Genomic DNA, 24,111 nt, shown 5'->3' with positions numbered 1-24,111 from the left:
CGTAAAGGGCCCCGATTTGACTGAAAGAGAACCAAGCGCATGTCGCCGCAAGATGCGTTCAGCACCTGGACCCGTTTCGCACCGCACCCAAGCACGGGCCATCCGTGTGCCGTAAAACGCGCCACCTCAAGGATCGTGACAAAGTGGTAGGGTGTTGAGTTGACGAAACGCCATGCGCGTTCGCGACATTGATCTGACACTTTCGCATGATACCCGTTCCCTCACCTGTTGCAGGAACACCAACTCCCCGGGCTGGTGCCGCAAAAAAGCCCGGAGCAAAAAGGCCCCGGGCGTTACTCGTTACTGTCTTAACAATCTTTGGTTCAGCTGCCGCTGTAGGCGGGCATTTCTTCCAGCTCGGTCCTGCTTGCATCCACGTAAACACGGACCTCATCTCCTTCCGAGGCGCGCGTGATCGTGAGGCTGTCAAGCTCCTTCGCCACCGGCTTTTCGCCCAGCCCAAGGAAGCCGCCGACATCGATCACGGCCTTCTCGACCTGACCGTTGGTATCCAGCACCAGTTCAGATACCTCGCCAATCCATTCGGCGCGGATATCGTAGACCGCCGCACCTGTCAGATCCTCTGAGGTCAGAACGCGGGCATCGACAGGCTCGAAACCATCGTGCAAGTTGGTTGGGGCGCCGAGCTCCCCGGCCGCCTGTTCAACTGATGCCGCAGCACGTTCCACCGTCTGTGCCGCGTCTTCGGTCAGATTTTCTGTGGTCTGCTTGATGCTGTCTGTCGTCTGCGCCGCAGTTTCCTGCATGCTGTCCACGGCTTGCGTGGCGGATCCAGTGACATAGCCGGCTGCGTCACCGGCCGCTTCGGACGCGTCGTTCATCGCAGCAGAGGCGGTCGCTTTGGCGTCTGACCATGCAGCCGACGTCCATGCACCGAGTTGTTCGAAATTGAAGGGTTCTGCCTCCTCCATCATCTGCTCACTCGCGTTCACCACAAGAAAGAAGCTGTCTGAACCGTCGCGCGCTGTCATGAAATGCAGCTGATCATAATTCACTGCGACGGTCTTTTCGCCGATCCCAAGAAAGCCACCGATGTCCATCAATACGGCCTCGGCCTCACCGTTGCGCGACATCACAACGTCACCGACTTCACCAATCTCGTCCCAGTCCATGGGCGCTTGGGTCATGCGATCTGCCGTGATCTTTTGCTCACTGGCGTAGACGGGCATACCGATCAGGTCGGACGCCAGCATTTCAGCCGGGGCCAGATAGCCATCACCATAGTTCATGAAAACACGATCATTTGTCGTGTCCTTGGCAGATAGGGGCACGGCGGTCGCGATCACCAGAGCGGTTGTTGTCATGAGGTTTTTCATTTCAATCCTCCGTAGGTTGGTTTGAGGCCACATATGGGCCGTTCACCAGCTAAACCTCTGTGGCAAAGCAAAAGTTCCAAGAAACTTGAAACCACCAAACGCACAGTGATGCGGAACCTTGCCGGAACTCATGTCACGTTACCGCGTCGGTGCCGCCGGACTCGTCACGATGGGTTCGCCTGCTGCGGGCTGTCAAATCGGCGTTGACAGCTACAGGTTTATCAATGCCAGACGAGGCCCGCGCGGCTGAGGGCGGTTTGCTGACAGATGCGCTGACCGACCAGCCTTTGCACCAACAAGGCCGCAAGGATGACCTGCTCGGCACGCACTGATGCGCCGCAACCGGATCGAGAGGTCAACAAACCAGTGTCTGGCCGGCAGCGCTCAAAGGGAATTGCGACATCGTTGCGCAAGACTGGCAAGCACCTGCATTGCGCAAGTCGCAAGTGCATTGGGGTCGTAAAAAGCAGCGGCTGGCAAGGGTATCCGGGCTAGCGCGCTTCCTGCGTCATGCCATTCAGTTTGCTCAAACCTGATGGTAACAGAGCAAGCACCGCGGCAGCGAGGTCTTCTTCGGAAAACGGCTTGTCAAGGTAGATCCAACCGGAGCGCGCCACACGGTCACGAAAATCAAAGGCGACTACCTTTCGCTCAGACAACCATCGGGCATCGTCTGGAGACACCACAAAATCACCGTCAGACGTTGCAGAGACAATTGCGAGTAAATGAGCAGCGGGCTGTACGGACGCGCCGCGCGCCTCTGAAATCGAGGTGAAAACCCTGCACTCTGCCGATGGCAGCACCGCATGAATGGTATGAACCATGTCCGAAGACACGAACAAATCAGATTCGATGATGGCGATTTCAACATGGTTTTTCATTCCAGCGCTCCAGATGTGCAGAGCCCTTATCCAACGGCTTGAAGAGGCGCGCATTAAACTGTGACATAGCAATGCAGATGAAAAACGCCCGACCTGAGCGCAAACGCGCTTACGCCGCAGTGGTCCGAGCCGGCAAAGCAGGGCGTCAGAACAGCGAAACGCGTTTGGCCTTCGCATATATCCCAAATTAAATGTCCGAGTGCCGGCATCGGGAATATTCACCCGTTTCAGGGTTGGGATAGAGGTATCAAAACGGGTTCAGGGCAAACCTCCCCACAGCGCCCCGGAACATTCTCAACCCTCGGACGTTCCAGTTACCGGACGGGCTAAACGCTTTCATTTGATAGGAAAATGCGAACCATTACCATGTCAGAAAATGACCTGCAGACCCAATTTACCGATACAATTGATCGCGTTAGCTCCATCAGTGAGCATGGCGACACGACGACCATAGGCGAGGTGACGAAAGCGGTCGGCGGCCGCTCGCACCTCACTGTCATTCTGCTGGCAGCCGCACTTGCATCCACCCCACTCAGCGGTATCCCGGGTCTTGCAACCGTGTGTGGTCTTATCATTGCGCTCAGTTCAGCCCAGGCATTATGCGGGCGCGACAGGGTCCGTCTTCCAAAGTTCTTGAGCCGCAAATCACTGAACAACGACAGTTTGTCCGGCGCCTTGTCATTTCTGAGGAAATGCTCATCCTTTCTGGACAACCACACCGCGCCACGCTTCGACATTCTGGTGACAGGCCCCGCACGCACCTTGCTTTTCAGCTTCTTTCTGATCGGTGGATTGTTAATGCCGGTGCTTGAGCTCATTCCATTCTCATCATCCATCATGGCCGCAACAATTGCCTTCTTCAGTATCGCCGCTGTATCGCGTGATGGATTATGGGCTGCCATGGGCATTTTGACGATTGGCACATGCGCCACCATGCTGGTCTGGCTGGTGTAGGGCTGCGTGTCAGTTGGACAATGCTGCTTGCCGATGTGTTTTCCTTGACAACCAAATTCCGCGGGGCGCCTCGTGTTGCCGAATTATGCAGTTGATTGGCGCGCCGGGGTCGGGTCAGCAACCAACAGTCCGGCTGGCCGCGCCTTTGCCGCGACTTCGATCCTGCGCGATGGGTACGTGCATGACCACGCTTGCCCAGCCTTGCACATAAAAAAACGGCCCCAAAACAGGAGCCGTTTTCGATTAAGTTCTGCCAGCAAACGCTAGATTGCTTGATCAAGTTCCTCACCTGCGTTTTGGATGTCCTGGCCAACACCTTTTGTTGTTTCACAGGCTGCCAGTGCGGTCAGAGCGAAGACAAGAGCGATAATTCTAAACATTTCTTTCCCTTTCAAACTGTTCACTTCCCAAACCTTCAAATCTGCGAAAGGTTCCAGAAAACAGGCACGATTGGCTAATCAGCGCCCATGACACCCAAGCACGTTTGGAGAATTACCGCACAACGGCCAACCCAAAGAGCGATGCAAACACCGTTCACGCGCCATGCGTTGTGATCGCCGGGCCTGCATTTAGAATGTCATTGCAACAGGCACTGCACCTGTGACCTACAAGGCCGGACAGGTGCCAAGGGTCATCACCAGCGCCAGTTTGATATTTGTTTTCGCAATGCCGCTGCACCTTGGCGTTGCGCCATTGATGCGCAAGGACGGCGTTCCACGAAGTACCCGTCGGATCCTCCGTTTTGCGTCCACGTGCCGCGAGAAACCTCCTGTGTGAGAGCCGCCGTTACGCGGCCTCCTCCAGTTTGCTGCCTTGTTCGCGCACGGGCAACGGCTCATTGAAAGTGAGCGTGCGATAGGGAAAGGGAATTTCGATGCCAGCTTCGTCGAGCGCCGCTTTCACACCTGCGACGACCTGGTCCCGCGAGGTGCGGATGTCGAGGGGTTTGGACCCCGTCCACCATGTCACCTCAAAGTTGATCGAGGACGCCCCGAATTCCTGCGCAAAAACCTGCACGTCGCGGACGTCATCGCGAACCGTATCAACGCGTCGCACCGCGGTTTCGATCACCTTGCGCGCATCATCGACGTTCTCACCATAGGCAACGCCACAGATGATGGTGGTGCGGCGGAAATCCCGGTTCGTCAGAACAGTGACAGGGTTTTGAAAAAGCATGTGGTTGGGCACCACGACCAGTTGACCATCCGTCTGGCGGACATGCGTGTCGCGGATTGTAATTTCCTCAATCTGGCCTTCGATGTCCCCGCATTCAACATAATCGTTGATCGCAAAGGGTTCGCGCAGCAGGATCAGGATTCCGGCCAGAAAGTTCTCGAATGTGTCCTTGAATGCAAAACCGATCGCCACCGAGCCGAGACCTAAGGTGGTCAGGGCTTTGCCCGGGGTGATGGTTGGAAAAACGATGGCAAGCGCCACCAGCATGCCCATCAGCCAAAGACCCGTGCTTGCCAGCATGGACAACACGTCAATCAGGTTCTGCCGCATCCGCGTCTTGCTTCCAACCTTCGCAATGAAGGCGCGGACAAGGGCAACAACCACCCATGTGACGAGCAGCACTATGATCGCAGCCCCAAGTTTCGGCACAGCCGCGATCAACCCATCCCAATAGGCCAATACGCGTTGCTCGACAGTGCGCAGCATTTCTTCCCAAGACATATGAAACTTCCTCTTGTTTGAGGGGGAACGCGGTGATCGGTGCTTTGTTCCCGCTGCACAAGCGCCTTCACCGGTTGCGTTCAGACCCTTGGGCGGTTTTATCCGACACGCGTTCAACTGCATCATATATGTTCAGCACGGCGAAAAAGAGGAACGACACGGCGAACGCCTGCGCAAAATACCCAAGCCCACAGGCGATTCCGATCACGCCGGTGCCCCAGATCGCAGCCCAACTGGCAACGCCGCGCAATCGGCCCGAATTGTTTTGTGTGATGATGGCCCCTGCCCCCAGAAACCCGATCGCACCGATCAAGCCTTGAATTACCCGGGTCGGATCACTGTTGAGGTCAGGGAACGCCTCTGCTGCGTCGATGGAGAAATTGATCGTCACCATGACCCATGCCGATGAGGCGGCTGTGACCAGAACGTAGGTGCGGGCGCCCAGTGGCTTTTGCCTGATCTCGCGGTCGATCCCGACAAGCAGACCGCACAGTGCTGCAACCACAAGGCGCACCATGAATTCGGATTGGCTGACCTCAAACATCGCGCTTCCTTTTGGTGCGCGACTCGCAAATGCAACGCATCAGATCAGCGGCCTCGGCCTGAGATCGTTCAGTTCCATCTCGGCGACTTTCGCAAGTTCTTCGAGATCGTGGATCACAAGCCTGCGGTCGGACCAATTGGCAAGCTGGCGCTCGCGCAGGCGGGCGAGCGTCTTGTTCGTATGTACCAATGAAAGCCCCAGCGCGTCCGCCAGATCCTGTTGGCGAAACGGCAAAGGCATCGTGTCATTCTGCACCATGTTTCGCGCATCGGCGCGCATGAAAAGCTGCGTCAAGGCCCAGGCCACCCCCGCCAGTGCCGTCCTTTGTCCCACGGTTGCAAGGGCTTCGCCCAGAAAGTGCTCTTCTGATGCGGCCAGCCACGTCACATCGAAGGCACGCGACGTGGAGTTTCGAAAAAAGTCAAAGAAGTCTTTGCGGTCAAAAACACATAGTTTCATATGCGTCGACGCTTCAACGGAATGCCCCATTTCCCCGATCAGACCCGCCTGCAGACCAATAAAGTCGCCGGGAAAAATAAAGTTCACCACCTGCCGCCGCCCATCCGGCATGATCTTGTACCGCAGCCCCATGCCACGCAGTGCCGTGTATATCTGCGGCGCATTCGAGCCTTCCATCAAAATGGGTGTGCCGGCATCGACAGACAGTTCGCCGGACTTGAATTTCTGCGTTCTTTCAACCTCTTCCTTTGACATTGGCTGAAAAAGGTCATGCTGTCGTAACGGACAGTTCTTGCAGTCCGTAACCATAGGGTGTTCCTCCACTTCCTGTGAGGTCTCAACGCCAATTCGGGGCGTTTGTTCCCAAAAAGCCGTTTTGCATTTGTGAGAAGAACGATGCGGAACTTTTCACGGACCACCCGCGTTTGACCGGGCAATCAAGAGTAAGGTGGACAAAAATGACAGGGCAAGAGCAGCTGACCGATAATCTGATGGAGAGGGTCGAAGCGCGCAACGCAGGACAGACTGAATTCCTTCAAGCGGTGCGCGATGTGGCACGGGACGTCATGGCGGTTGAAAAAAACAATGCGCGCTGGAGCCATGCCAAGGTGCTTGAGCGGCTGACCGAACCCGACCGCGTGATCGGCTTTCGTGTGGCGTGGATGGATGATCATGGGGATGTTCAGATCAATCGCGGCTGGCGGGTCCAGACGTCCAACGCCATCGGGCCTTACAAGGGTGGCTTGCGGTTTCATCCGTCGGTCAATCCGTCGGTTCTGAAGTTTCTCGGTTTTGAACAGGTCTTTAAGAACGCGCTCACGGGCTTGCCGCTTGGGGGTGCGAAAGGCGGCTCTGATTTTGATCCGAACGGGCGCAGCGATGCCGAGATCATGCGCTTTTGCCAAGCCTTCATGCTGGAGCTTGCCCGCTACATCGGGCCGGACGTGGATGTCCCCGCAGGCGATATTAACGTCGGGACGCGCGAAATCGGCTGGCTCTTTGGGACGTACAAGAAGGTGAGTGGCGCATCCCATGGCGCATTGACCGGCAAGGGACATTCCTTTGGCGGCAGTGCCATGCGGGTCGAGGCCACGGGATACGGGCTGATCTATTTCGTACAAGCCATGCTGGCGCAGTCCGGCAGTGCTCTTGACGGAAAACGGGTCGTGATCTCCGGCAAGGGCAATGTGGCCACCCATGCAGCGGAAAAGGCAACATGCGAAGGAGCCAAGGTCGTCTGCCTGTCAGACACGTCGGGTGTACTGCATGCACCCGATGGCATGTCGCATGACGCCATCACATGGGTGCGCGACCGCAAGGCACAGGGCGCGGACATTTCCGACCCCCCGAAAGCACTTGACCTGTCCTTTGACGCGGGTAGCACGCCGTGGAGCGTGGCAGAGCACGACATCGCCCTGCCCTGCGCCACGCAAAACGAGGTGGATGCAAAGGCCGCCAAAGATATCTGCGCAGCAGGCGCCACCCTGCTTGCGGAGGGTGCGAACATGCCGTTGCAATCAAAGGCGCTGGAACACATCCGCACAGAAGGCCTGATGTATGCACCGGGCAAGGCCAGCAATGCGGGCGGCGTTGCGATCTCAGGTCTTGAGATGAGCCAGAACGCGCACCGCCGTTTCAACAGTGCAGAAGAGATTGACGCCGAACTGAAGTCGCTCATGGGCGATATACACGCCCGCCTTCTGGAAGAAGCAGGTGTCGGCAAAACCATTGACTACGCCCGCAGCGCGAACATCGCAGCCTATCGCCGTGTCGCAGATGCGGTCACTGCTTTGGGGACAGCGGCATGAACATCGCAGAATTGATCGTCGCAAGTTTGGAGAAAGCGGGCGTCATTGCGGCTTTTGGCGTTCCGGGTGAGGAGAACACACATCTTATGCAGGCTCTGGAAGCCTCGAGGATTGAGGTCATCCTGACGCGACATGAGCAAGCCGCGGCATTCATGGCAAGCGTGCACGCGCGGATAACCGGAAAACCTGCCATGTGTTTTGCGACACTGGGTCCGGGCGCCACAAACCTGATAACCGGCGTGGCGGATGCTCAACTGGATCATGCCCCCATGTTCGTTGTCACAGGTCAGGGCGCACGAGAGCGGATCGGCAAAACCGTGTCACATCAATTGATTGATCTTGAACGGCTCTTCAAACCCGTGACCAAATTCAGCCGGACATTGATGCACAAAGATGAAGTGTCCGGCCTTGTGGCCGAGGCTTTGCGGCGCGCACAGGACCCCCATCCCGGCGCGGTGCATCTGTCGCTGCCGGAGGATCTGGCCGGTGAGCAAACAGACGCACGACCCAAGAGCGCCCCGGAACCGCTACCCGCAACGGCGGCTCCCAAGGCGATCGGTGACGCACTCGAGATATTGAAATCAGCGCAACACCCGATGATCGTTGCAGGGAACGGGGTCATCCGCGCGCGCGCCGGGCATGACGTTCAGCTTTTCGCCGAAGCCACGGGCATACCGCTCGCGACGACCTTCATGGCCAAGGGCATTTTGCCCGCAGATCATCCGCTTCATCTGCATTGTGTCGGACAGCCCTTCGAAGACCATATCGACAAAGCGTTCCGGACCCGGGATCTCATCATCGCCGTCGGCTTTGATCCCGTGGAAGTCCCCCCGCAGAGCATCACAGCAGGCGGGGCAATCCCGGTTCTGCATGTGGGTGAAAATCCCGCCGCGCTGGAACACGACTGGTTTATCCGTGGCGATGTTGCAGGTGACGTTGCAAAAACCATGCGTAGCCTGACCGCGGGGCTCGATGGCAGGACGTGGGAAGAGGATGACCGGATCGTCGCCGTGCGCAAAGAGATCACTGAGCAGCGCACCCGGCATCATGGGTCTGATGACAACGCCCTGCATCCCGCAGATGTACTGCGCAAGATCGAGGCGTCGTTGACGCACGACACATTCGTGGTGTCGGGAGTGGGCACTCACAAGATGGAGGTCGCGCGTTACCTTGCAGCGCGCAAGCCCAATCAGATCATCATTCCAAATGGGCTCGCGGGGATGGGCCTCGCCCTGCCCGGCGCCATTGCTGCGGCCCACCTTGGCCGCCATGGCCGGGTTATGGCCATTTGTGGCGACGGGGAGTTCCTGATGAACGTCCAGGAGATGGAGACCGCTGACAGGCTGGGTCTTTCGCTGACTGTGGTCATGTTCGAAGACAAGGGATATGGGCTTATCAAGGCAAAGCAGCAAGCGGACACCGGCGGCCACACGCCGCTTTCGTTTGGCAACCCCGAATGGGATTCATTGGCAACGTCATTCGGCTGGCAGCACATTCGCACAGAAACCCTCGAAACACTTGAAACGGCGCTGGAGGATCAACGTACAGGTCTGACACTCATCACGCTCCCGATCGATTACGGCGATGCGCTGAAGAAAGACAGTTCACCTGTCTGAACCCTGTGTCATTGCGTCCTGAGCAGCGGTCTTATCGCCTGTCTTTTTTAAACCGCGCGGAAAGTAACTGGCGTGGTGTTTCAACATGGATCGTTTGGGCGCCGGGGACGTCTGAACCGCCCTTGGCATGTCCCCGGGGCGAGCGTCAGCGCAATAAAGCCGATCAGCGAGCACGCCCAGCCGATTGTCGCAACAGTTGCGGCCAAAGTCTGGGCACATAGAGAAACCGGCCCCTCCTGCACAAAACAAAAGCGTGTGAAGTTTATGTTCACGCAAGTGCCGTTCGACCCATACCACGAGACGGCTCAACACGCGACATCGTGCCGCGACGCCATACTGCTCAAGAGCCAGTGCTTTAAATCGTCTGCGCTTGGCTCAATTTTTTCCGCAATTCCGCCACTGAACTCGAAGAATGGTTCGGCATTGAGAGCATTCAGTCCAACCAGAACCGGCAGTTCAAGCGCCAAGGCCTCCGCGATCACGGTCCGAAATCCGCGCCCGTCCGCTTCATGCTTACCGAATTTGTTCACGATCAGACAATCGCTTTCGGGCAGGCTTGCCTGAACCAAAGCAACGGCAGCTTCGAGCGCTTCCGGATCCAACCGGCAACCTCGCGCTTCGCGCCCAAGACTCTGCGATATTCTAAGCGTTGGCCCACCCGGAAGGACGAGGACATCCATGTCACACGGGCCTGCATCTGGTCGCGCCGTATTGATCTGGGTCGTGCCGGCCGGGCAATACCCTGCCTTGATGATCGATTGCGCTACCCGGTGCAGGAGAAGGTCGGTGTCGCCCCGCCCGGGGGCCATTGTGTAAGCGATGTGCATGTCAGTTCTCAGTTTGTGCAAAAGGGAAGAAATTCGACCAACGTGCCCGCCGGCATCTGGTCCAACTCGGAAGGAAGGAAGGCAAAGCCATCTGCCGTTGCGTAGTGAGAAACCTGTCCGGAGGTCCCGCCTGATGTGCATTCGATGACATCGCGTCCATCGCCAGCGATACCGACGATGCAAGCGGCGCGGATCTCACATCGACCCGCTTTCCTGAACAGATCATGTCCCAACAGCACATGGCGGCGTTTCGGCATTGTCCGCTGCCGTCCGGACAGCGCATTCAGAACGCCCTCGCCAAAGATCGACCATGTCACAAAGGCGGAGCCGGGGTTTCCGGGCAGCCCAAGCCATGTTGCGTTGCCGATCCGTCCAAGTGTGACGGGTTTGCCCGGTTTCATCGCAACACCTGCAAAAATCACACTACCGCCTGCGGCCTGAACGGCACCATGCAGATGATCTTCATCACCGACCGAGACACCACCAGTCGTGACAACGAGGTCTGCGTTTTCAGCGGCGGATTGCATGGCATCACGAATGTCGTGCAAACTATCCTTGACCCGGATGATATCGTTCAGATCGACATCCGGGCGGGACAGAAGGGCGTGCAGCATCGGCGTGTTGACGTCCCAGATTTGACCTTCCTCCAACTCCTGCATTCCCGGTGTGGCGACCTCCGACCCGGTTGCGATGAGCGCCACGCGCACGCGCTTGTGCACCGTGACCTTCCCGTGCCCGGCAGAGGCACAGGCCGCGATCGCGCCCGGTGTCAGGACTGTGCCCGCCGACAGGATTGCAGCGCCTGATTGATACTCCTCCCCTCTTTGACGCACGTTTTCGCGCGGTTCCGGACGGGTATCAAACCGGATCAGGTTTCCGATTTTCTCTGCCCTCTCCTGCATGATCACGCTGTCATACCGCTCAGGAAGCGGCGCTCCGGTGAAGATCCGGCAGGCATCTGCAGAGGCGCATCCTGTGCCAGGAGCATCGCCCGCAGCAATCCGACCCGTCACCGGAAACAGCCATGGCCCGTCGCCTGCAAATGCTGTGCTGTCGACCGCGTATCCATCCATGGCAGCGTGGTCAAAGCGCGGCATGTCGCCTTTGGCGCAAACCTCATTTGCAAGCACACGACCTTTCGCATTTTGGATCGGTAGCGTTTCCGCGCGCGCGATGGGGAAGACGTGACGCGATATCCGATCAAAGGCTTCGTCGATGCTGATCCATTTGGACGTGGTTTTAAGGTCATCACACCCACAGCCAGTGGGCATGTCCCTTGGAAGATATGTCATGATAGGCCCCGCTCTCCTTTGTAACGCGTCATGCGCCACATGCCCTGTGGTCGCGAAAGTCTGAAAGACGCCGCTGAAACATCGCCAAGCGCAACTCGGCCAACTCGTCCTTGGTCAAAAGCGTCTTGGCGAGCGGCAGCAGCCCGCTGTTTTCCATTGCCATGTCTGTGCGCAGACTTGTTGCCAGATCGCGCAGGCATGTCTGTTCGGAATTGGTGAGGCCGCGAGGGTGCTGCTTGAGGATCTCAAGCAGGTCAATCGCCGGTCGCGATCTGAATGCGATTTCCTCATGGAGTTTTGTGACGCAGCGCAGCACCTCAAAGAGCGATGTTGCTTCGTCCAAATGGCCGCGCATCAGTCGCACAAGGTCTGCATCCTCATCAACAATGAAGAGCGGCAGTTCGTTTTCAAGGTAGCTCAGTGCTTCGAAGACATCTTCTCTGGCCGGCAATTCACTGTCGGCGATGCGATCAAAGGTTGCACAAACCGTTCTTGTTCGCAGGTGATCCTCTTCGAAGAATTCCAGCGGGTTGACCAAAAGGTCCATGTCTGTCGCATGATAATGTGGGTCCCGTGAACGTGCATTGGACAAGGATTTCTTCATTTTCATACTCTCTGGAGGAAGGATTGATGATCTGGGGACTAGGTTGCGAAGAGGCTCTCTAACCCTCTTCGCTTGAGCATTGCGGCGCGAATTGCGTGCAAGTCTTCTTTGGTCAGCCGCGCTTTGGCCAAAGGAAGCAAGACTGCATTCTCCAGGATAAGGTGCCGTCGTGCTGCGTCTGCCAGATCATGCATTGAGGTCCGCAACGCATTCGATATTGAGGTGGCAAGCGCCAGACCGGCAAGACCCGAGGTCACGGCCTTCAAAAGACAGGCTATCTCGGCGTGCTCTTTTTCTAGTCGTCTGGTCAGCTTTGGCAGTTCATCTTCCGGTTCGGCGCGGGACAGAATGTGGGGCATGAGGTCGTCATCTTCATCTGCCAGCAGCAGTGGCAATTCGTGTCCGAGGTAGTCGATCATTTCCGAGATTGCTGCGCCTTCAACCGGCGTTGTCTCTGCCAGACGATCCAACGCTGCGCACATGGCTCTCAGGCGAAGATGGTCCTCCGCGATGAAGTCCAAGGGATTCTGAAGGAGCATGACACTGGTCGGTGTCTTGCCATCAATCGAACGGTGGTCAGTGGTGATGCTTTTCATGATCTGCCCTCCTGGGCGAGACCGGTCGGAGGTCCGCGCCGGAGATCTCGGCGGACGCAACCAGGGTTTGCACGAAGTCTTTGGCCGCTCGGGCCCACGATGCTTTCTCCATGGCATCGGAAATCTTCTGTTTAACTGCGTCGAAGGGAAGCACGGCACCAATCGCGACGGCATCCAACTTGATGATGTGCCAGCCATAGCGCGTGAGGATGGGTTCTCCCGTGATGCCCCCTTCCGTCAGTTGGCGCAGAGCCGCTTCAAATTCGGGAACCGTGTCGCCCGGGCTTTGTTGCCCGAGGGCCCCACCGGTCGATTTTGAGCCACAGTCGCTTTCCCGAGCCGCCAGTTTCGCAAAGCCATTGGGATTGCCGAGCGCCTGCCCAGTGAGATCAACTGCGCGGGCATGTGCCTGCCTACGCGCCTCCTCGTCCCTCGGGTCGCAAGCGACCAGAATATGTGACACCTCCCATAGTGGCGGGGTTCGGAACCGGAGCGGATCCTTCTCCCATTCCGCACGAACGGATGCCGCAGACGGCGCTGACACCACAACGGCTTCGTCGAGAAGGCCCCGGACAAGGGCCTCCTCCTCTGTTTCAAACCGACTGGGCGCGATCTCCTGAACCTGCGCTTGCACACCGCGCTTGCGTGCCTCTTGCAGAAGCAAGGTGCGCACTGCCATGGCGTTGGCGGCCTTGCGCCAGGCGATGCCGGGCTTGCCCTTTGGGCCATCGTGGTTTTGGGTCTCTGCCGCAATCCGTGCTGACGGGACCGTTTCACCATTTACGACAAGATCAGGAAAAAGCGCATTCATGACGATTACTCCGCAGGGGTTGGCATTGCGTCAGGTGCTGCTGCACCCTTGCGTTCTGGCATCGGGCTCTTGCGGCCTTGAGAACCGGCACCGACAGTTTTCGGCAAGGCAACCTTGCGACGTGAACGAACGACCTGGTAGCCGGTGCGTCCAAATAGATACCGGAACGGTGCCGCTAATCCTGACAGAATGTGCACAAGCCGTGTGAACGGAAAGACCGCGATGATCAGCAGGCCAAGGATCAAGTGCAGCTTGAAGACGATCGCCACATCCGCGACGTATCCGGCGGCCGCACCATCAAAGGTGAAGATACCCTGCGCCCAGGACATGAACTTTACCATCTCGTGCCCGTCCAAGTGACCGAGGGAGACGAAAATGGTGCCCAACCCCAGTACCAGCTGAGCAATCAACATCAGCAGGATCGCGTTGTCCCAGAAGCTGGAATTCTTCGCGATCCGCGGATCAGTCCACCGGCGATGGAAAAGCAGGATGCCCCCAATCAGCGCCGCAACGCCCGCGATACCGCCAGCCACCACGGCCAGGAGTTGCTTTGCACCGTGGCTGATGCCGATGGCATCGAAAATCCAGATCGGTGTCAGCAATCCAACCAGGTGACCGAAGAAGATCACCAGGACACCGACATGGAACAGAACCGAGCCAATGATGAGTTGCCTGCGCCGCAGCATCTGCGATGAAGAAGACTTCCATGTGAATGGATCACGCTCGTATCGTGCGATCGAGCCGATGATGCAAATCGCCAGTGCGATGTAAGGAAAGGTTCCGAAAAGAAACTGGTTCATGACATCCTCCGTCATTCGGCCGCGTGTTGCGGTGTGGGGGTGTTGGGTTGATCCATGCGAGACAGCATGTCGCGCACTTGTGGGCATCCTGCGTTGGGATCGGGGCCGAAGCGAACCTCGGTTTCCTCCCAAACCTTGTCGAGTGCCTCGAGGTCATCCGGATCCATCTCCGGCTCCTCAAGCAGTTCTGCCACAGCCGCCTTGTCGGCTTTCGCTCCAGAGAGCTGCAGCAAAGCGGCGAACACGGCTCCATAGGGGCTTTCCCGACGGCCCAGCCGTGCGTTCAAAGCCTCGAGAATGTGCGCCGCGTCCGCCAAGGTTTCCTGTGCCTCGACGAAGGGACGCGTGGACAGGAATTCCAGCAGCATAGGCAGATGATCAGGCAGTTCTGAGGTGGCCGGGTCAAACCCGCCCTCGCGATACATTTCGACCAGTGAGACCATTGCGCCCCCTCTGTCGCGGCTTTCGCCGTGCACATGCTCGAACAGGTTGAGCGAAAGCGTGCGCGATCGGTCAAAGAGACCCACATAGGTCTCTTGCAGGTCATAGATGTCGCGCCCGCCCAACTCTTCGATGAGCGGGCGCAGGGCCCGACGTGCTGCTGCTGTCAATCGCGTGTCCGAGGCCAGAACGCCTCCGATCTCGGGCATGGCATGCTGCAGCTCGCGCGTCGGGTAACTCAGGACCAGCGAAATGGCTTTGAATGTACGATCAATGGTCATCACATTGCCTCCGGCATTTTAAGAGGTTTCTTCCCTTTGCCAAAAAGCGAGGGCTTGGACGTCCCGGTCGAACAACCGTTGCCGTCGGTAAATCCACAGCCCCCCTTGAGGTCATAGGCTTCTTCGACCTGCTCACGGTGGGTTGTCGGGATGACGAAACGGTCCTCGTAATCGGCAAGGGCCATGATCTTGTACATGTCCTCGATCACACGCCCGCTCAGGCCGACCCGTGCGGCGATGGCCTCGTCAATCACACCGTCCACGGTTTTCGACCGCATGTAGGCGCGCATGGCCATCATCCGTTCGAGCGCCGACACCACCGGGGCCTCGTCACCTGCCGTGAGCATGTTCGCGAGATACCGAACGGGAATCCGCAAATCCTTGACGTTGGGCATCATGCCATCCGTGCCGATCTTCCCGGCCTCGGCGGCGTTCTGGATCGGTGAGAGTGGCGGGATGTACCACACCATCGGCAGCGTCCGGTATTCCGGATGCAGCGGGAAGGCGACTTTCCATTCCATGGCCATTTTCCAGATGGGGCTTTCCTGAGCCGCCTTGATCCAGTCCTCCGGAATACCGTCGGCCCTTGCGGTCTCAATGACCACAGGATCGTTGGGGTCGAGGAACACATCCAGCTGCGCATCATAAAGCTCTTGATCCGTCGGCGCATTCGCGGCGGTGTCGATCTTGTCCGCATCATAGAGCATCACGCCCAGATACCGGATGCGACCCACGCAGGTTTCCGAACACACGGTCGGGTTGCCGCTTTCAATCCGGGGGTAGCACAGGGTGCATTTCTCAGATTTTCCGCTTTCCCAGTTGTAATACACCTTCTTGTAGGGGCAGCCCGAGACGCACATCCGCCAGCCGCGGCACTTCTCCTGATCGATCAGGACAATGCCGTCTTCCTCGCGTTTGTAGATCGCGCCCGATGGGCAGGAGGCCGCACAGGCCGGATTGAGGCAGTGCTCACAGAGCCGGGGGAGATACATCATGAAGGTGTTCTCGTATTCCCCGTAGATCTCCTTCTGGATGCCTTCGAAGTTGTAGTCTTCCGAGCGTTTCGAGAACTCACCACCGAGGATTTCCTCCCAGTTGGGGCCTTTCTCGATCTTCTCGATCCGTTCACCGGTGATCTTGGAGCGGGGGCGCGCCGTGGGGAACGCTTCCATTTCCGGGGCTGACTTCAGGTGATCGTGGTCGAAATCGAACGGCTCATAATAGTCGTCGATCTCGGGCAGATCGGGGTTGGCAAAGATGTTGGACAGGATCCGCCATTTGCTGCCCTGTTTGGGCTGCAGTTTGCCGGACTTGGTCCGTTCCCAACCGCCGTTCCACTTGGCCTGATTTTCCCAATCCGTCGGATAGCCGGTGCCCGGCTTTGTCTCGACGTTGTTGAACCAGGCGTATTCGACCCCGTCCCGTGTGGTCCACACGTTCTTGCAGGTCACGGAGCAGGTGTGGCACCCGATACATTTATCGAGGTTCAACACCATACCGATTTGCGCACGAACTCTCATTCCGCTGCCTCCTTCTGGGTAGCTTCGTTGTCGAGCCAGTCGACCTTTTGCATTTTCCGCACGATGACGAACTCGTCCCGGTTGCAGCCCACGGTGCCGTAGTAGTTGAAGCCGTAGGATTGCTGGGCGTAGCCGCCGATCATATGCGTGGGTTTCAGGACCGCGCGGGTCACGGAGTTGTGGATCCCCCCGCGCTTGCCGGTTTTTTCCGATCCGGGCGTGTTCACGATCTTTTCCTGAGCGTGATACATGAAGGTGGTGCCATCCTTGATCCGCTGGGACACCACGGCCCGCGCAGTCAAAGCACCGTTCACGTTGTAAAGCTCGATCCAGTCGTTATCCGCAATGCCCGCCGATTTGGCGTCATTCTCGGAGATCCAGACCACCGGACCACCACGGTTGAGCGTCAACATCAACAGGTTGTCCGAATAGGTCGAATGGATGCCCCATTTCTGGTGTGGTGTGATGAAGTTCAGCACCAGATGCGGGTTGCCGTCACGCGCTTCGTGATTGATCTCCGCCGTCACGGTTTTCAGATCGACCGGCGGACGGTAGGACATGAAGCCTTCACCAAAGGCCCGCATCCACAGGTGATCCTGATAAAGCTGTTGTCGCCCGGTCAGGGTCCGCCATGGGATCAATTCATGCACGTTGGTGTAGCCCGCGTTGTAGCTGACCTTCTCGCTCTCGATGCCCGACCATGTGGGCGAGGAGATGATCTTGCGGGGCTGTGCCGCGATGTCATGGAAGCGGATTTTCTGGTGATGCTCGCCCTCCGCCAGATGCGCATGTTCACGCCCTGTGTTCTCGGACAGCGCCTCCCAGGCCTTCACGGCGACGTTGCCGTTGGTCTCGGGCGCCAGCATCAGGATCACTTCACAGGCATCAATCGCTGTCTCGATCTTGGGTCGACCCTTTGCGGGGCCGTCCTGCACCACACCGTTCAGAGCGGCCAGACCATCGATTTCTTCCTGCGTGTTCCAGGTGATGCCCTTGCCGCCATTGCCAAGCTTGTCCATGAGCGGTCCAAGCGCGGTGAAACGGTCGTAGATTGCGGTATAGTCGCGTTCCACGGCCACATAGGCCGGCGCAGTCTTGCCCGGAATGAGGTCACATTCGCCCTTCTTCCAGTCGCGCACCTGATCCTGGGCAATTTCCGCCGGCATGTCATGCAGCAGCGGCAGCGCGACGATGTCGGTTTCTACACCTAGGATTTCCGGGGCTACTTCCTGCACCTTCTTGGCGATTGCCTTGAAGATTTCGAAGTCCGACTTGCTTTCATACGCCGGGTCCACCGCCGCTTGCAGCGGGTGGATGAACGGGTGCATGTCCGACGTGTTCATGTCGTCCTTCTCGTACCAACTCGCTGTTGGCAGAACGATGTCGGCATAGACAGCCGTGGTGGACATGCGGAAGTCGATTGTGACCAGCAGGTCGAGTTTGCCCTCGGGGCCTTTCTCATGCCACTTGGCTTCCTTGGGCAACGCCTTGCCCTCTTCGCCCAAATCCTTGCCCAGAACACCATGATCGGTGCCCAGCAGGTGTTTGAGGAAGTACTCATGCCCCTTGCCGCTCGATCCCAGCAGGTTCGAGCGCCACACAAAGAGGTTGCGCGGCCAGTTCGCCGGATCGTCGGGATCCTCACAGGACATTTCCAACGCGCCGGATTTGAGTTGCTGCGCGACATAGGCGGGGATTTCCATCCCGGCCGCTTTCGCCTGCTTTGCAACTTCAAGCGGGTTGGTCTTGAGTTGAGGCGCCGAAGGCAACCAACCCATGCGTTCAGCCCGGATGTTGTAGTCGATCAGGCTGATGTCCCAATCGCCTTCTGGCGCTGTGGGTGACAGGATTTCATTTGCCTCCAGGGTCTCGTAACGCCACTGATCGGTATGGGCATACCAAGCGCTGGTCGAGTTCATGTGGCGCGGTGGACGACCCCAGTCGAGCGCGAATGCCAGAGGTTGCCAACCGGTTTGTGGCCGCAGTTTCTCCTGACCCACGTAATGCGCCCAGCCGCCACCGGATTGCCCCACACAACCGCACATCACCAGCATGTTGATGACGGCGCGGTAATTCATGTCCATATGGTACCAGTGGTTCATGGCGGCCCCGATGATCACCATGGACTTGCCATGGGTCTTTTCGGCCGTATCTGCGAATTCGCGCGCGACGTGAGCGATTTTGTCAGCAGGCACACCGGTGATCTTCTCAGCCCATGCAGGAGTGCCGGGAACATCCTCGTCGTAGGACGAAGCAACCCAGTCCCCCCCAAGACCCCGGTCCACACCATAGTTGGCACAGAAGAGGTCAAAGACCGTCGCCACAAGCACATCACCGTCTGCGGTCTTGATCCGTTTGACAGGGATATTCTTGGTCAGAACGTCCGGGCGGGTATCGCCGGTTGTGAAGGCTTCGGTCGCGGCCCCCCCGAAGTAAGGGAAATCAACGCCGCGCACTTCATCGTGTGCTTCATCAAGGATCAGCGTCATCTGCAGTCTGGCCTGTTTGCCGTCTGCTTTTTCTTCGAGGTTCCATTCGCCCTTTTCGCCCCAGCGGTAACCGATGGCACCGTTTGGTGCGACAAGGTTGCCCGTGGCTTCGTCAATGGCGACGGTTTTCCATTCGGGGTTGTTCTCCTCGCCCAGTTTTCCGTCGAGATCATCGGCGCGCAGGAAACGGCCGGGCACAAGGCTGCCGTCTTTTTCGTCCAGACGCACCAGCATCGGCATGTCGGAGTACTTGCGGCAGTAATCCTCAAAGTATTCAGCCTGACGATCAATATGGAACTCGCGCAGGATGACGTGGCCAAAAGCCATGCCGAGGGCTGCATCGGTGCCCTGCTTCACGTTCAGCCAGACATCTGCAAACTTGGACGCCTCTGAATAGTCGGGGCAGATAACTGCGGACTTGGTCCCCTTGTAGCGCACTTCGGTGTAGAAATGGGCGTCCGGCGTCCGGGTCTGCGGCACGTTGGAGCCCCAGAGCAACAGGTAGCTGGAGTTGTACCAGTCGGCCGACTCGGGCACGTCGGTCTGCTCGCCCCATGTCATCGGCGAAGCTGGTGGCAAATCGCAATACCAGTCATAGAAGGACATGCAGACGCCGCCCATCAGGCTCAGGTAGCGCGAGCCCGCAGCGTAGCTGACCATCGACATCGCGGGGATCGGTGAGAAGCCGAAGATGCGGTCGGGGCCATAGGTTTTCGCGGTATAGGCGTTGGCCGCTGCCGTGATCTCGGTGGCCTCATCCCATGTGGCGCGCACAAAGCCGCCGGAACCCCGCTTGGAGGTGTAAGAGTTGCGCAGGATCGGATCGTTCTGGATCGCGGTCCAGGCCTCGACGGGGGTCTTGGTCTTGCGCATTTCGCGCCAGATTTTCATCAGCCGCCCGCGGATCAGCGGGTTTTTCACACGGTTGGCAGAATAGAGATACCAGCTGTAGGAGGCACCACGGGCGCAACCACGCGGCTCGTGGTTCGGCAGATCGGGCCGCGTGCGCGGATAATCGGTTTGCTGCGTCTCCCATGTCACGATCCCGGATTTGACGTAGATCTTCCAGCTGCAGGACCCGGTGCAATTCACACCATGGGTCGAGCGGACGACCTTGTCATGACGCCAGCGATTTCTGTAGGTGTCTTCCCAACCACGATCTTCATTGGTAACCTGACCGTGGCCGTTGGCGAACTCTTCCAGTTTGTTGGACTGGAGGAAGTTCAATCTGTCGAGCAGGTGGCTCATGGAATTTTCTCCTTTTGGCTACCTCTGCGCCGGGCGATCCGGCGCAGAGCTTGGTCAGTGGGTCAGCAGGGAACAGGTGCGTTCTTGCGGCTGTAGTAGACCCAGGTGATTACGGTGCAGACCGCATAGAACCCGAGAAAGGCCCAGAGCGCGCCGTGCGGACTGCCGGTTATGGCGATCGAGGTGCCGTAGCTCTTCGGGATGAAGAAGGCGCCGTAAGCTGCGATGGCCGACGTAAAGGCAATGATGGCAGCAGACTCGCGCTCGATGGTGCGCTGCATGTTGGTGGCCTCGAGGTTCGGCATGAGACGCGGGATTTCCTGTTTCATGATCGACGGGATCATCTGGAAGGTGGAGGCATTGCCCACACCGGTCAGGAAGAAGAGCGCCATGAAGCAGGCAAAGAAGCCCCAGAAACTGCCGTCAGCCGCTTCAGGTGTCGATGGCAAGAAGGTGATCACGCCGTAAACCGCAACGATCATGCCGAGGAACACCCAGAAAGTCACTTTCCCACCGCCGAACTTGTCGGAAATCCAGCCCGTGGCAGAGCGGCTCAGCGCTCCCACAAGCGGGCCGAGGAAGGCGTATTTCAGCACATCAACTTCTGGAAACTGTGTCTTCATCAGAAGCGGGAAACCCGCAGCATAGCCAATGAAGGAGCCGAATGTGCCAACATAAAGCACACACATCACCCAGTTGTGGTAGCGGCCCAGGATGGACATCTGCTCGCCCACAGAGGCCTTTGCGTCAGCGATGTCATTCATGCCGAACCACGCGGCGATGGCACCAATGGCCAGGAACGGCACCCAGATGAAGCCAGCATTCTGAATGAAGAGTTGACCGCCATCGGACAGGGTTTGCGGCTCACCACCCACGGCGCCGAAAACACCCATGGTGATGACGACAGGCACGAGAAACTGCATCACGGAGACGCCAAGGTTGCCCAGGCCCGCATTCATTGCCAGCGCCTGGCCTTTGACTTTCTTGGGATAGAAATAGGCGATGTTGGCCATCGAAGAGGCGAAGTTGCCGCCGCCGAAGCCGCACATCAGGGCAAGGATCAGGAATGTGAAGTATGACGTTTCGGGGTTCTGTACCGCGAAGCCGATACCGAGTGCGGGCAGCAAAAGCGAAGCGGTCGAGATGGCCGTCCACCGACGGCCGCCAAAGACCGGGATAACGAAGCTGTAGAAAATCCGCAGTGTTGCGCCCGACAGGCCGGGCAAAGCCGCCAGCCAGAAACGCTCTGAAACCGAGAAATCAAAGCCAATGGCAGGCATCTTGGCCACAACGACCGACCAAACCATCCAGACCGAGAAGGCCATGAGCAGGTTCGGGATCGAGATCCAAAGGTTGCGGGTTGCGATGGCCTTGCCCTTTTCCTCCCAGAACTGGGGGTCTTCGGGGCGCCAGTCCGTCAACACGTGACGGCTGCTGCCATTTGAGGTGTCTGTAATCGCCATGGGTAAATCCTCCCCTGTCGGCGGTTTCGGGGGGCCGGCCGGGCCACCTTGCCCGGCCGGCCATGCGTTCATTCAGCCGGTTGCTGGCTGCCGTTTGGACCTAGTCGGGCCAAAGCGGTCTTGAGATCGTCAAGGTCCTTGAACCTTGCGGTGACGGTCAGGCCGTTGCCTTTCTCGGCGAGTGCCACCTTCTCGGAGCCCTCAAAGATCAAGGCGAGTTCAGCTTCGGCCTCTTTCTTGCGCGTGGCTTCCGCTGCGATGGCCTGGTCAACAGAACTGAGGACGTACTCTTCCCCAAAGCCACCTTCCGGTTCCTTCAGCCAGAAGAAGCAGACAACCCAGGAGATCAGCGCACCACAGGCGATGATGAAGAAGAAGGTCTGCGTGTCGACAAAGGTGAAGATGAAGAGGTAGAACACCGCGCCAACGTTGCCGTAGGCCCCGGCCATGCCGGCAATCTGTCCGGTCACCCGACGCTTGATCGAGGGGATGATGCCGAAGGTTGCCCCCTCCGCCCCCTGCACGAAGAACGAGCAAGCGATTGTGATGGCGATCGCGATGATCAGAGGCCATTCGCTGTTCAACAGGCCCATGAGCGCAAAACCGATGGCAATCCCCAGCATATAGGCCAGCATCACAAAGCGGCGGTTGCCCATGCGGTCTGAGACCAAACCGCCCATCGGACGCGCCACGAGGTTGATGAAGGCAAAGGAGGCCGCGATCAGACCAGCGACGACTGCTGTCAGCCCCCAGGTTTCCTGAAAGAACATCGGCAGCATCGACACGACCGCCAGTTCCGCACCGAAGTTCGCGAAATAGGTGGTGTTGAGCGCTGCGACCGAGCTGAAGGGATACTTGTCATCCTCGGGAACACCTTTGCGAAGGATCGGCAGGTTGGTGCGCAGCACTTGCCAGACCTGATAGACAACCAGGGTTGCAATCGAGGCGTAGCAGATGGTTGCAACGAAGCCATCGATATAACCCATCATCTGCACACGGTAGATGAGGATCGACAAAATCCCGATCAGCGGCACGGTGAAGATGACCAGCAGCACCAGATCCTTGTAGGTCGAAACCTCAAGTGCTGAACCCTTTGCCTTCTTGTGGGTGTCGGGGTTCGGACCGTCAGTGATCGCGAACCAGTAGAACACGCCATAGGCCGCCATGATGATGCCCGACATGGCAATCGCGTAGCGCCAGCCATCATCGCCACCGAACATGTTCAGAGCGATTGTCGGAATGGTCAGAGCCGCAGCAGCGGAACCGAAGTTGCCCCAGCCCGCGTAGAACCCTTCGGCAAAGCCGATGTCACGCGGCTTGAACCAAAGGGCTGTCATGTGAATACCGACAACGAAACCTGCGCCGACAGACGACATGATCAGACGCGAGACAAAGAGCTGCATCTTGGTGTCGCCAAAGGCGAAGAAGAGCGTCGGCACGGCCATCACGACCATGAGGATCGAGAACACACGGCGCGGGCCGTATTTGTCGAGCGCCAGCCCAACAAGGATCCGGGCCGGGATCGTCAACGCCACGTTTGCGATGGCGAAGAGCTTGATGTCATCCTTGGTAAGCCAATCATTTGCCGCCAACATCGAAGATGCCAGCGGGGCCATGTTGAACCAGACATAAAAGGTAATAAAGAAAGCGATCCAGGTCAGGTGCAGCGCGCGAATGGCGCGGTCCTGAACCCGGAACAGAGTTGAGATTTTCATCGGTAGTGTCCCCCGGGTTTATTCGGCCGCCTGCATCGAAGATGCGGGGACGTGGGTTGGAATTATGAGAATTGGGCACTTGGCGCGCCGCGCCAGAAAGGCCGACACAGAGCCAAAGGTCATGTGGTCAAATTCCTCGACAAGCGCGTCGAGCTTTTTGGTGATGAACCCCAACGGCCCCCCATCTGCGTGATGGCTGTGACGCGCCATAACCAAAAGGTCCGGCTGACGTTCCTCTGTCGCGCGCAAGATCATCTTGCGCGCGTCACCTTCTGCAAGCATGACCTTCGCGTCAAAGCCTGCTGCCATCAATTCGGCGGCCGCCGCTTCAACGCCCGCTTTCTGATCCTGATACTGTTCGGTGAAAAGCTCGTCCGCACCCGATGTGGCGCTCCCGATATCCTCAACGACCGACACCAGCGTAACGCTGGGTTTCAACGGTCCGAACATCTGCTGAATTGCGCCGAGCGCAATTCGCGCGTTGCGCGAATGGTCGTACGCAAGCATTATTTCCATCGGTTCCTCCGTTCTGACGCACCCGGAATTGGGTGATTTGAAGTTCAGAAACTGTGTGAGGTGGCCGTTGTGAATTCTTGTTGATCTGGATCAATATTTGAGAGAAAGTGCATTGAAATAAATGGCTTATCAAGATTTGTCATTTTGTTTGCAGTGCGGCATCAAACAGGCAACCGAAATACATCAAATCATGGATTGACATTTATCAATGCAATTAACAACATATATCAAT

Annotated in this window: 21 protein-coding genes; 3 read left to right on the top strand and 18 right to left on the bottom strand. The window is 57.9% G+C overall.

What is annotated here, in order from left to right; genetic code table 11:
* Positions 1 to 323 precede the first annotated feature (323 nt).
* Positions 324 to 1,337 (bottom strand): PRC-barrel domain-containing protein, encoded by a 1,014-nt coding sequence (locus RD1_RS11300; protein WP_011568642.1) that lies wholly within the window; start codon positions 1,335 to 1,337, stop codon positions 324 to 326.
* Positions 1,338 to 1,828: 491 nt separating this feature from the next.
* A complete protein-coding gene (locus RD1_RS11295; protein WP_044033098.1) occupies positions 1,829 to 2,218 on the bottom strand; it encodes a hypothetical protein in 390 nt (129 codons plus the stop codon).
* 366 nt (positions 2,219 to 2,584) lie between these two features.
* Between RD1_RS11295 and RD1_RS11290 the strand changes: the two genes are divergently transcribed.
* Positions 2,585 to 3,172, top strand: a complete 588-nt coding sequence (locus tag RD1_RS11290) for an exopolysaccharide biosynthesis protein (protein ID WP_105880247.1) — start codon at positions 2,585 to 2,587, stop codon at positions 3,170 to 3,172.
* A gap of 263 nt (positions 3,173 to 3,435) precedes the next feature.
* Here RD1_RS11290 and RD1_RS20685 read toward each other — a convergent pair whose 3' ends face one another.
* From RD1_RS20685 to RD1_RS11275, 4 genes are all read right to left on the bottom strand, one after another.
* Positions 3,436 to 3,576, bottom strand: coding sequence for an entericidin A/B family lipoprotein (locus tag RD1_RS20685; protein ID WP_342751907.1), 141 nt, complete (start codon positions 3,574 to 3,576; stop codon positions 3,436 to 3,438).
* A gap of 382 nt (positions 3,577 to 3,958) precedes the next feature.
* Positions 3,959 to 4,849 carry a mechanosensitive ion channel family protein gene (locus tag RD1_RS11285; protein WP_105880246.1) on the bottom strand — a complete coding sequence of 297 codons (891 nt, stop codon included), beginning with the start codon at positions 4,847 to 4,849 and terminating at the stop codon, positions 3,959 to 3,961.
* A 67-nt stretch (positions 4,850 to 4,916) separates the two neighbouring features.
* Positions 4,917 to 5,393, bottom strand: a complete 477-nt coding sequence (locus tag RD1_RS11280) for an MgtC/SapB family protein (protein WP_011568635.1) — start codon at positions 5,391 to 5,393, stop codon at positions 4,917 to 4,919.
* A 39-nt stretch (positions 5,394 to 5,432) separates the two neighbouring features.
* Complete coding sequence (locus RD1_RS11275) at positions 5,433 to 6,161, bottom strand: Crp/Fnr family transcriptional regulator (protein WP_011568634.1); 729 nt, start codon at positions 6,159 to 6,161, stop codon at positions 5,433 to 5,435.
* 149 nt (positions 6,162 to 6,310) lie between these two features.
* Between RD1_RS11275 and gdhA the strand changes: the two genes are divergently transcribed.
* Both gdhA and RD1_RS11265 read left to right on the top strand, forming a co-directional pair.
* Positions 6,311 to 7,660 carry an NADP-specific glutamate dehydrogenase gene (gdhA, locus tag RD1_RS11270; RefSeq protein WP_011568633.1) on the top strand — a complete coding sequence of 450 codons (1,350 nt, stop codon included), beginning with the start codon at positions 6,311 to 6,313 and terminating at the stop codon, positions 7,658 to 7,660.
* The gene (locus RD1_RS11265; RefSeq protein WP_011568632.1) at positions 7,657 to 9,276 is read left to right on the top strand and encodes an acetolactate synthase large subunit; all 1,620 of its coding nucleotides are present in this window, start codon (positions 7,657 to 7,659) and stop codon (positions 9,274 to 9,276) included. Before gdhA ends, RD1_RS11265 begins: the two co-directional genes overlap by 4 nt.
* A gap of 305 nt (positions 9,277 to 9,581) precedes the next feature.
* Here RD1_RS11265 and RD1_RS11260 read toward each other — a convergent pair whose 3' ends face one another.
* The 12 genes from RD1_RS11260 to RD1_RS11205 form a co-directional block, all read right to left on the bottom strand.
* The gene (locus RD1_RS11260) at positions 9,582 to 10,085 is read right to left on the bottom strand and encodes a DUF2478 domain-containing protein (protein WP_342751910.1); all 504 of its coding nucleotides are present in this window, start codon (positions 10,083 to 10,085) and stop codon (positions 9,582 to 9,584) included.
* A 26-nt stretch (positions 10,086 to 10,111) separates the two neighbouring features.
* On the bottom strand, positions 10,112 to 11,395 hold the full coding sequence (gene glp, locus RD1_RS11255) for a molybdopterin molybdotransferase MoeA (protein WP_011568631.1): 1,284 nt from the start codon (positions 11,393 to 11,395) through the stop codon (positions 10,112 to 10,114).
* Between the two features lie 28 nt (positions 11,396 to 11,423).
* Positions 11,424 to 11,999: a hemerythrin domain-containing protein gene (locus RD1_RS11250; RefSeq protein ID WP_011568630.1), complete on the bottom strand. Its 576-nt coding sequence runs from the start codon at positions 11,997 to 11,999 to the stop codon at positions 11,424 to 11,426.
* 38 nt (positions 12,000 to 12,037) lie between these two features.
* On the bottom strand, positions 12,038 to 12,595 hold the full coding sequence (locus RD1_RS11245) for a hemerythrin domain-containing protein (RefSeq protein WP_044033095.1): 558 nt from the start codon (positions 12,593 to 12,595) through the stop codon (positions 12,038 to 12,040).
* Positions 12,576 to 13,406, bottom strand: coding sequence for a peptidylprolyl isomerase (locus RD1_RS11240; RefSeq protein WP_011568629.1), 831 nt, complete (start codon positions 13,404 to 13,406; stop codon positions 12,576 to 12,578). The genes RD1_RS11245 and RD1_RS11240 overlap by 20 nt, the downstream gene beginning before the upstream one ends.
* Positions 13,407 to 13,411: 5 nt before the next feature.
* Positions 13,412 to 14,206, bottom strand: a complete 795-nt coding sequence (narI, locus tag RD1_RS11235; RefSeq protein WP_011568628.1) for a respiratory nitrate reductase subunit gamma — start codon at positions 14,204 to 14,206, stop codon at positions 13,412 to 13,414.
* A gap of 11 nt (positions 14,207 to 14,217) precedes the next feature.
* A complete protein-coding gene (gene narJ, locus RD1_RS11230; RefSeq protein ID WP_011568627.1) occupies positions 14,218 to 14,928 on the bottom strand; it encodes a nitrate reductase molybdenum cofactor assembly chaperone in 711 nt (236 codons plus the stop codon).
* Positions 14,928 to 16,448, bottom strand: coding sequence for a nitrate reductase subunit beta (gene narH / locus RD1_RS11225; protein WP_011568626.1), 1,521 nt, complete (start codon positions 16,446 to 16,448; stop codon positions 14,928 to 14,930). Before narH ends, narJ begins: the two co-directional genes overlap by 1 nt.
* Positions 16,445 to 20,185 carry a nitrate reductase subunit alpha gene (locus RD1_RS11220; RefSeq protein ID WP_011568625.1) on the bottom strand — a complete coding sequence of 1,247 codons (3,741 nt, stop codon included), beginning with the start codon at positions 20,183 to 20,185 and terminating at the stop codon, positions 16,445 to 16,447. The genes narH and RD1_RS11220 overlap by 4 nt, the downstream gene beginning before the upstream one ends.
* A gap of 62 nt (positions 20,186 to 20,247) precedes the next feature.
* On the bottom strand, positions 20,248 to 21,648 hold the full coding sequence (locus RD1_RS11215; protein WP_011568624.1) for a NarK family nitrate/nitrite MFS transporter: 1,401 nt from the start codon (positions 21,646 to 21,648) through the stop codon (positions 20,248 to 20,250).
* 68 nt (positions 21,649 to 21,716) lie between these two features.
* Positions 21,717 to 23,363 carry an MFS transporter gene (locus RD1_RS11210; protein WP_011568623.1) on the bottom strand — a complete coding sequence of 549 codons (1,647 nt, stop codon included), beginning with the start codon at positions 23,361 to 23,363 and terminating at the stop codon, positions 21,717 to 21,719.
* Between the two features lie 18 nt (positions 23,364 to 23,381).
* Positions 23,382 to 23,879: a universal stress protein gene (locus RD1_RS11205; RefSeq protein ID WP_011568622.1), complete on the bottom strand. Its 498-nt coding sequence runs from the start codon at positions 23,877 to 23,879 to the stop codon at positions 23,382 to 23,384.
* Positions 23,880 to 24,111: the final 232 nt, after the last annotated feature.

Origin of the sequence: Roseobacter denitrificans OCh 114, from assembly GCF_000014045.1 — a bacterium.
Taxonomy (GTDB): domain Bacteria; phylum Pseudomonadota; class Alphaproteobacteria; order Rhodobacterales; family Rhodobacteraceae; genus Roseobacter; species Roseobacter denitrificans.
The sequence above is the reverse complement of the archived record's forward strand: the minus strand, read 5'-3'. Positions and strand labels throughout refer to the sequence as shown.

Coding starts and splice junctions, on each gene's coding strand:
- RD1_RS11260 (WP_342751910.1), bottom strand. CDS start 10,085: ATGGCCCCCGGGCGGGGCGACACCGACCTTCTCCTGCACCGGGTAGCG.
- RD1_RS11280 (WP_011568635.1), bottom strand. CDS start 5,393: ATGTTTGAGGTCAGCCAATCCGAATTCATGGTGCGCCTTGTGGTTGCA.
- RD1_RS11290 (WP_105880247.1), top strand. CDS start 2,585: ATGTCAGAAAATGACCTGCAGACCCAATTTACCGATACAATTGATCGC.
- RD1_RS11215 (WP_011568624.1), bottom strand. CDS start 21,648: ATGGCGATTACAGACACCTCAAATGGCAGCAGCCGTCACGTGTTGACG.
- narI (WP_011568628.1), bottom strand. CDS start 14,206: ATGAACCAGTTTCTTTTCGGAACCTTTCCTTACATCGCACTGGCGATT.
- RD1_RS11205 (WP_011568622.1), bottom strand. CDS start 23,879: ATGGAAATAATGCTTGCGTACGACCATTCGCGCAACGCGCGAATTGCG.
- RD1_RS11300 (WP_011568642.1), bottom strand. CDS start 1,337: ATGAAAAACCTCATGACAACAACCGCTCTGGTGATCGCGACCGCCGTG.
- RD1_RS11245 (WP_044033095.1), bottom strand. CDS start 12,595: ATGAAAAGCATCACCACTGACCACCGTTCGATTGATGGCAAGACACCG.
- gdhA (WP_011568633.1), top strand. CDS start 6,311: ATGACAGGGCAAGAGCAGCTGACCGATAATCTGATGGAGAGGGTCGAA.
- RD1_RS11220 (WP_011568625.1), bottom strand. CDS start 20,185: ATGAGCCACCTGCTCGACAGATTGAACTTCCTCCAGTCCAACAAACTG.
- RD1_RS11210 (WP_011568623.1), bottom strand. CDS start 23,363: ATGAAAATCTCAACTCTGTTCCGGGTTCAGGACCGCGCCATTCGCGCG.
- RD1_RS11275 (WP_011568634.1), bottom strand. CDS start 6,161: ATGGTTACGGACTGCAAGAACTGTCCGTTACGACAGCATGACCTTTTT.
- narJ (WP_011568627.1), bottom strand. CDS start 14,928: ATGACCATTGATCGTACATTCAAAGCCATTTCGCTGGTCCTGAGTTAC.
- RD1_RS11285 (WP_105880246.1), bottom strand. CDS start 4,849: ATGTCTTGGGAAGAAATGCTGCGCACTGTCGAGCAACGCGTATTGGCC.
- glp (WP_011568631.1), bottom strand. CDS start 11,395: ATGACATATCTTCCAAGGGACATGCCCACTGGCTGTGGGTGTGATGAC.
- narH (WP_011568626.1), bottom strand. CDS start 16,448: ATGAGAGTTCGTGCGCAAATCGGTATGGTGTTGAACCTCGATAAATGT.
- RD1_RS11250 (WP_011568630.1), bottom strand. CDS start 11,999: ATGAAGAAATCCTTGTCCAATGCACGTTCACGGGACCCACATTATCAT.
- RD1_RS11240 (WP_011568629.1), bottom strand. CDS start 13,406: ATGAATGCGCTTTTTCCTGATCTTGTCGTAAATGGTGAAACGGTCCCG.
- RD1_RS11295 (WP_044033098.1), bottom strand. CDS start 2,218: ATGAAAAACCATGTTGAAATCGCCATCATCGAATCTGATTTGTTCGTG.
- RD1_RS11265 (WP_011568632.1), top strand. CDS start 7,657: ATGAACATCGCAGAATTGATCGTCGCAAGTTTGGAGAAAGCGGGCGTC.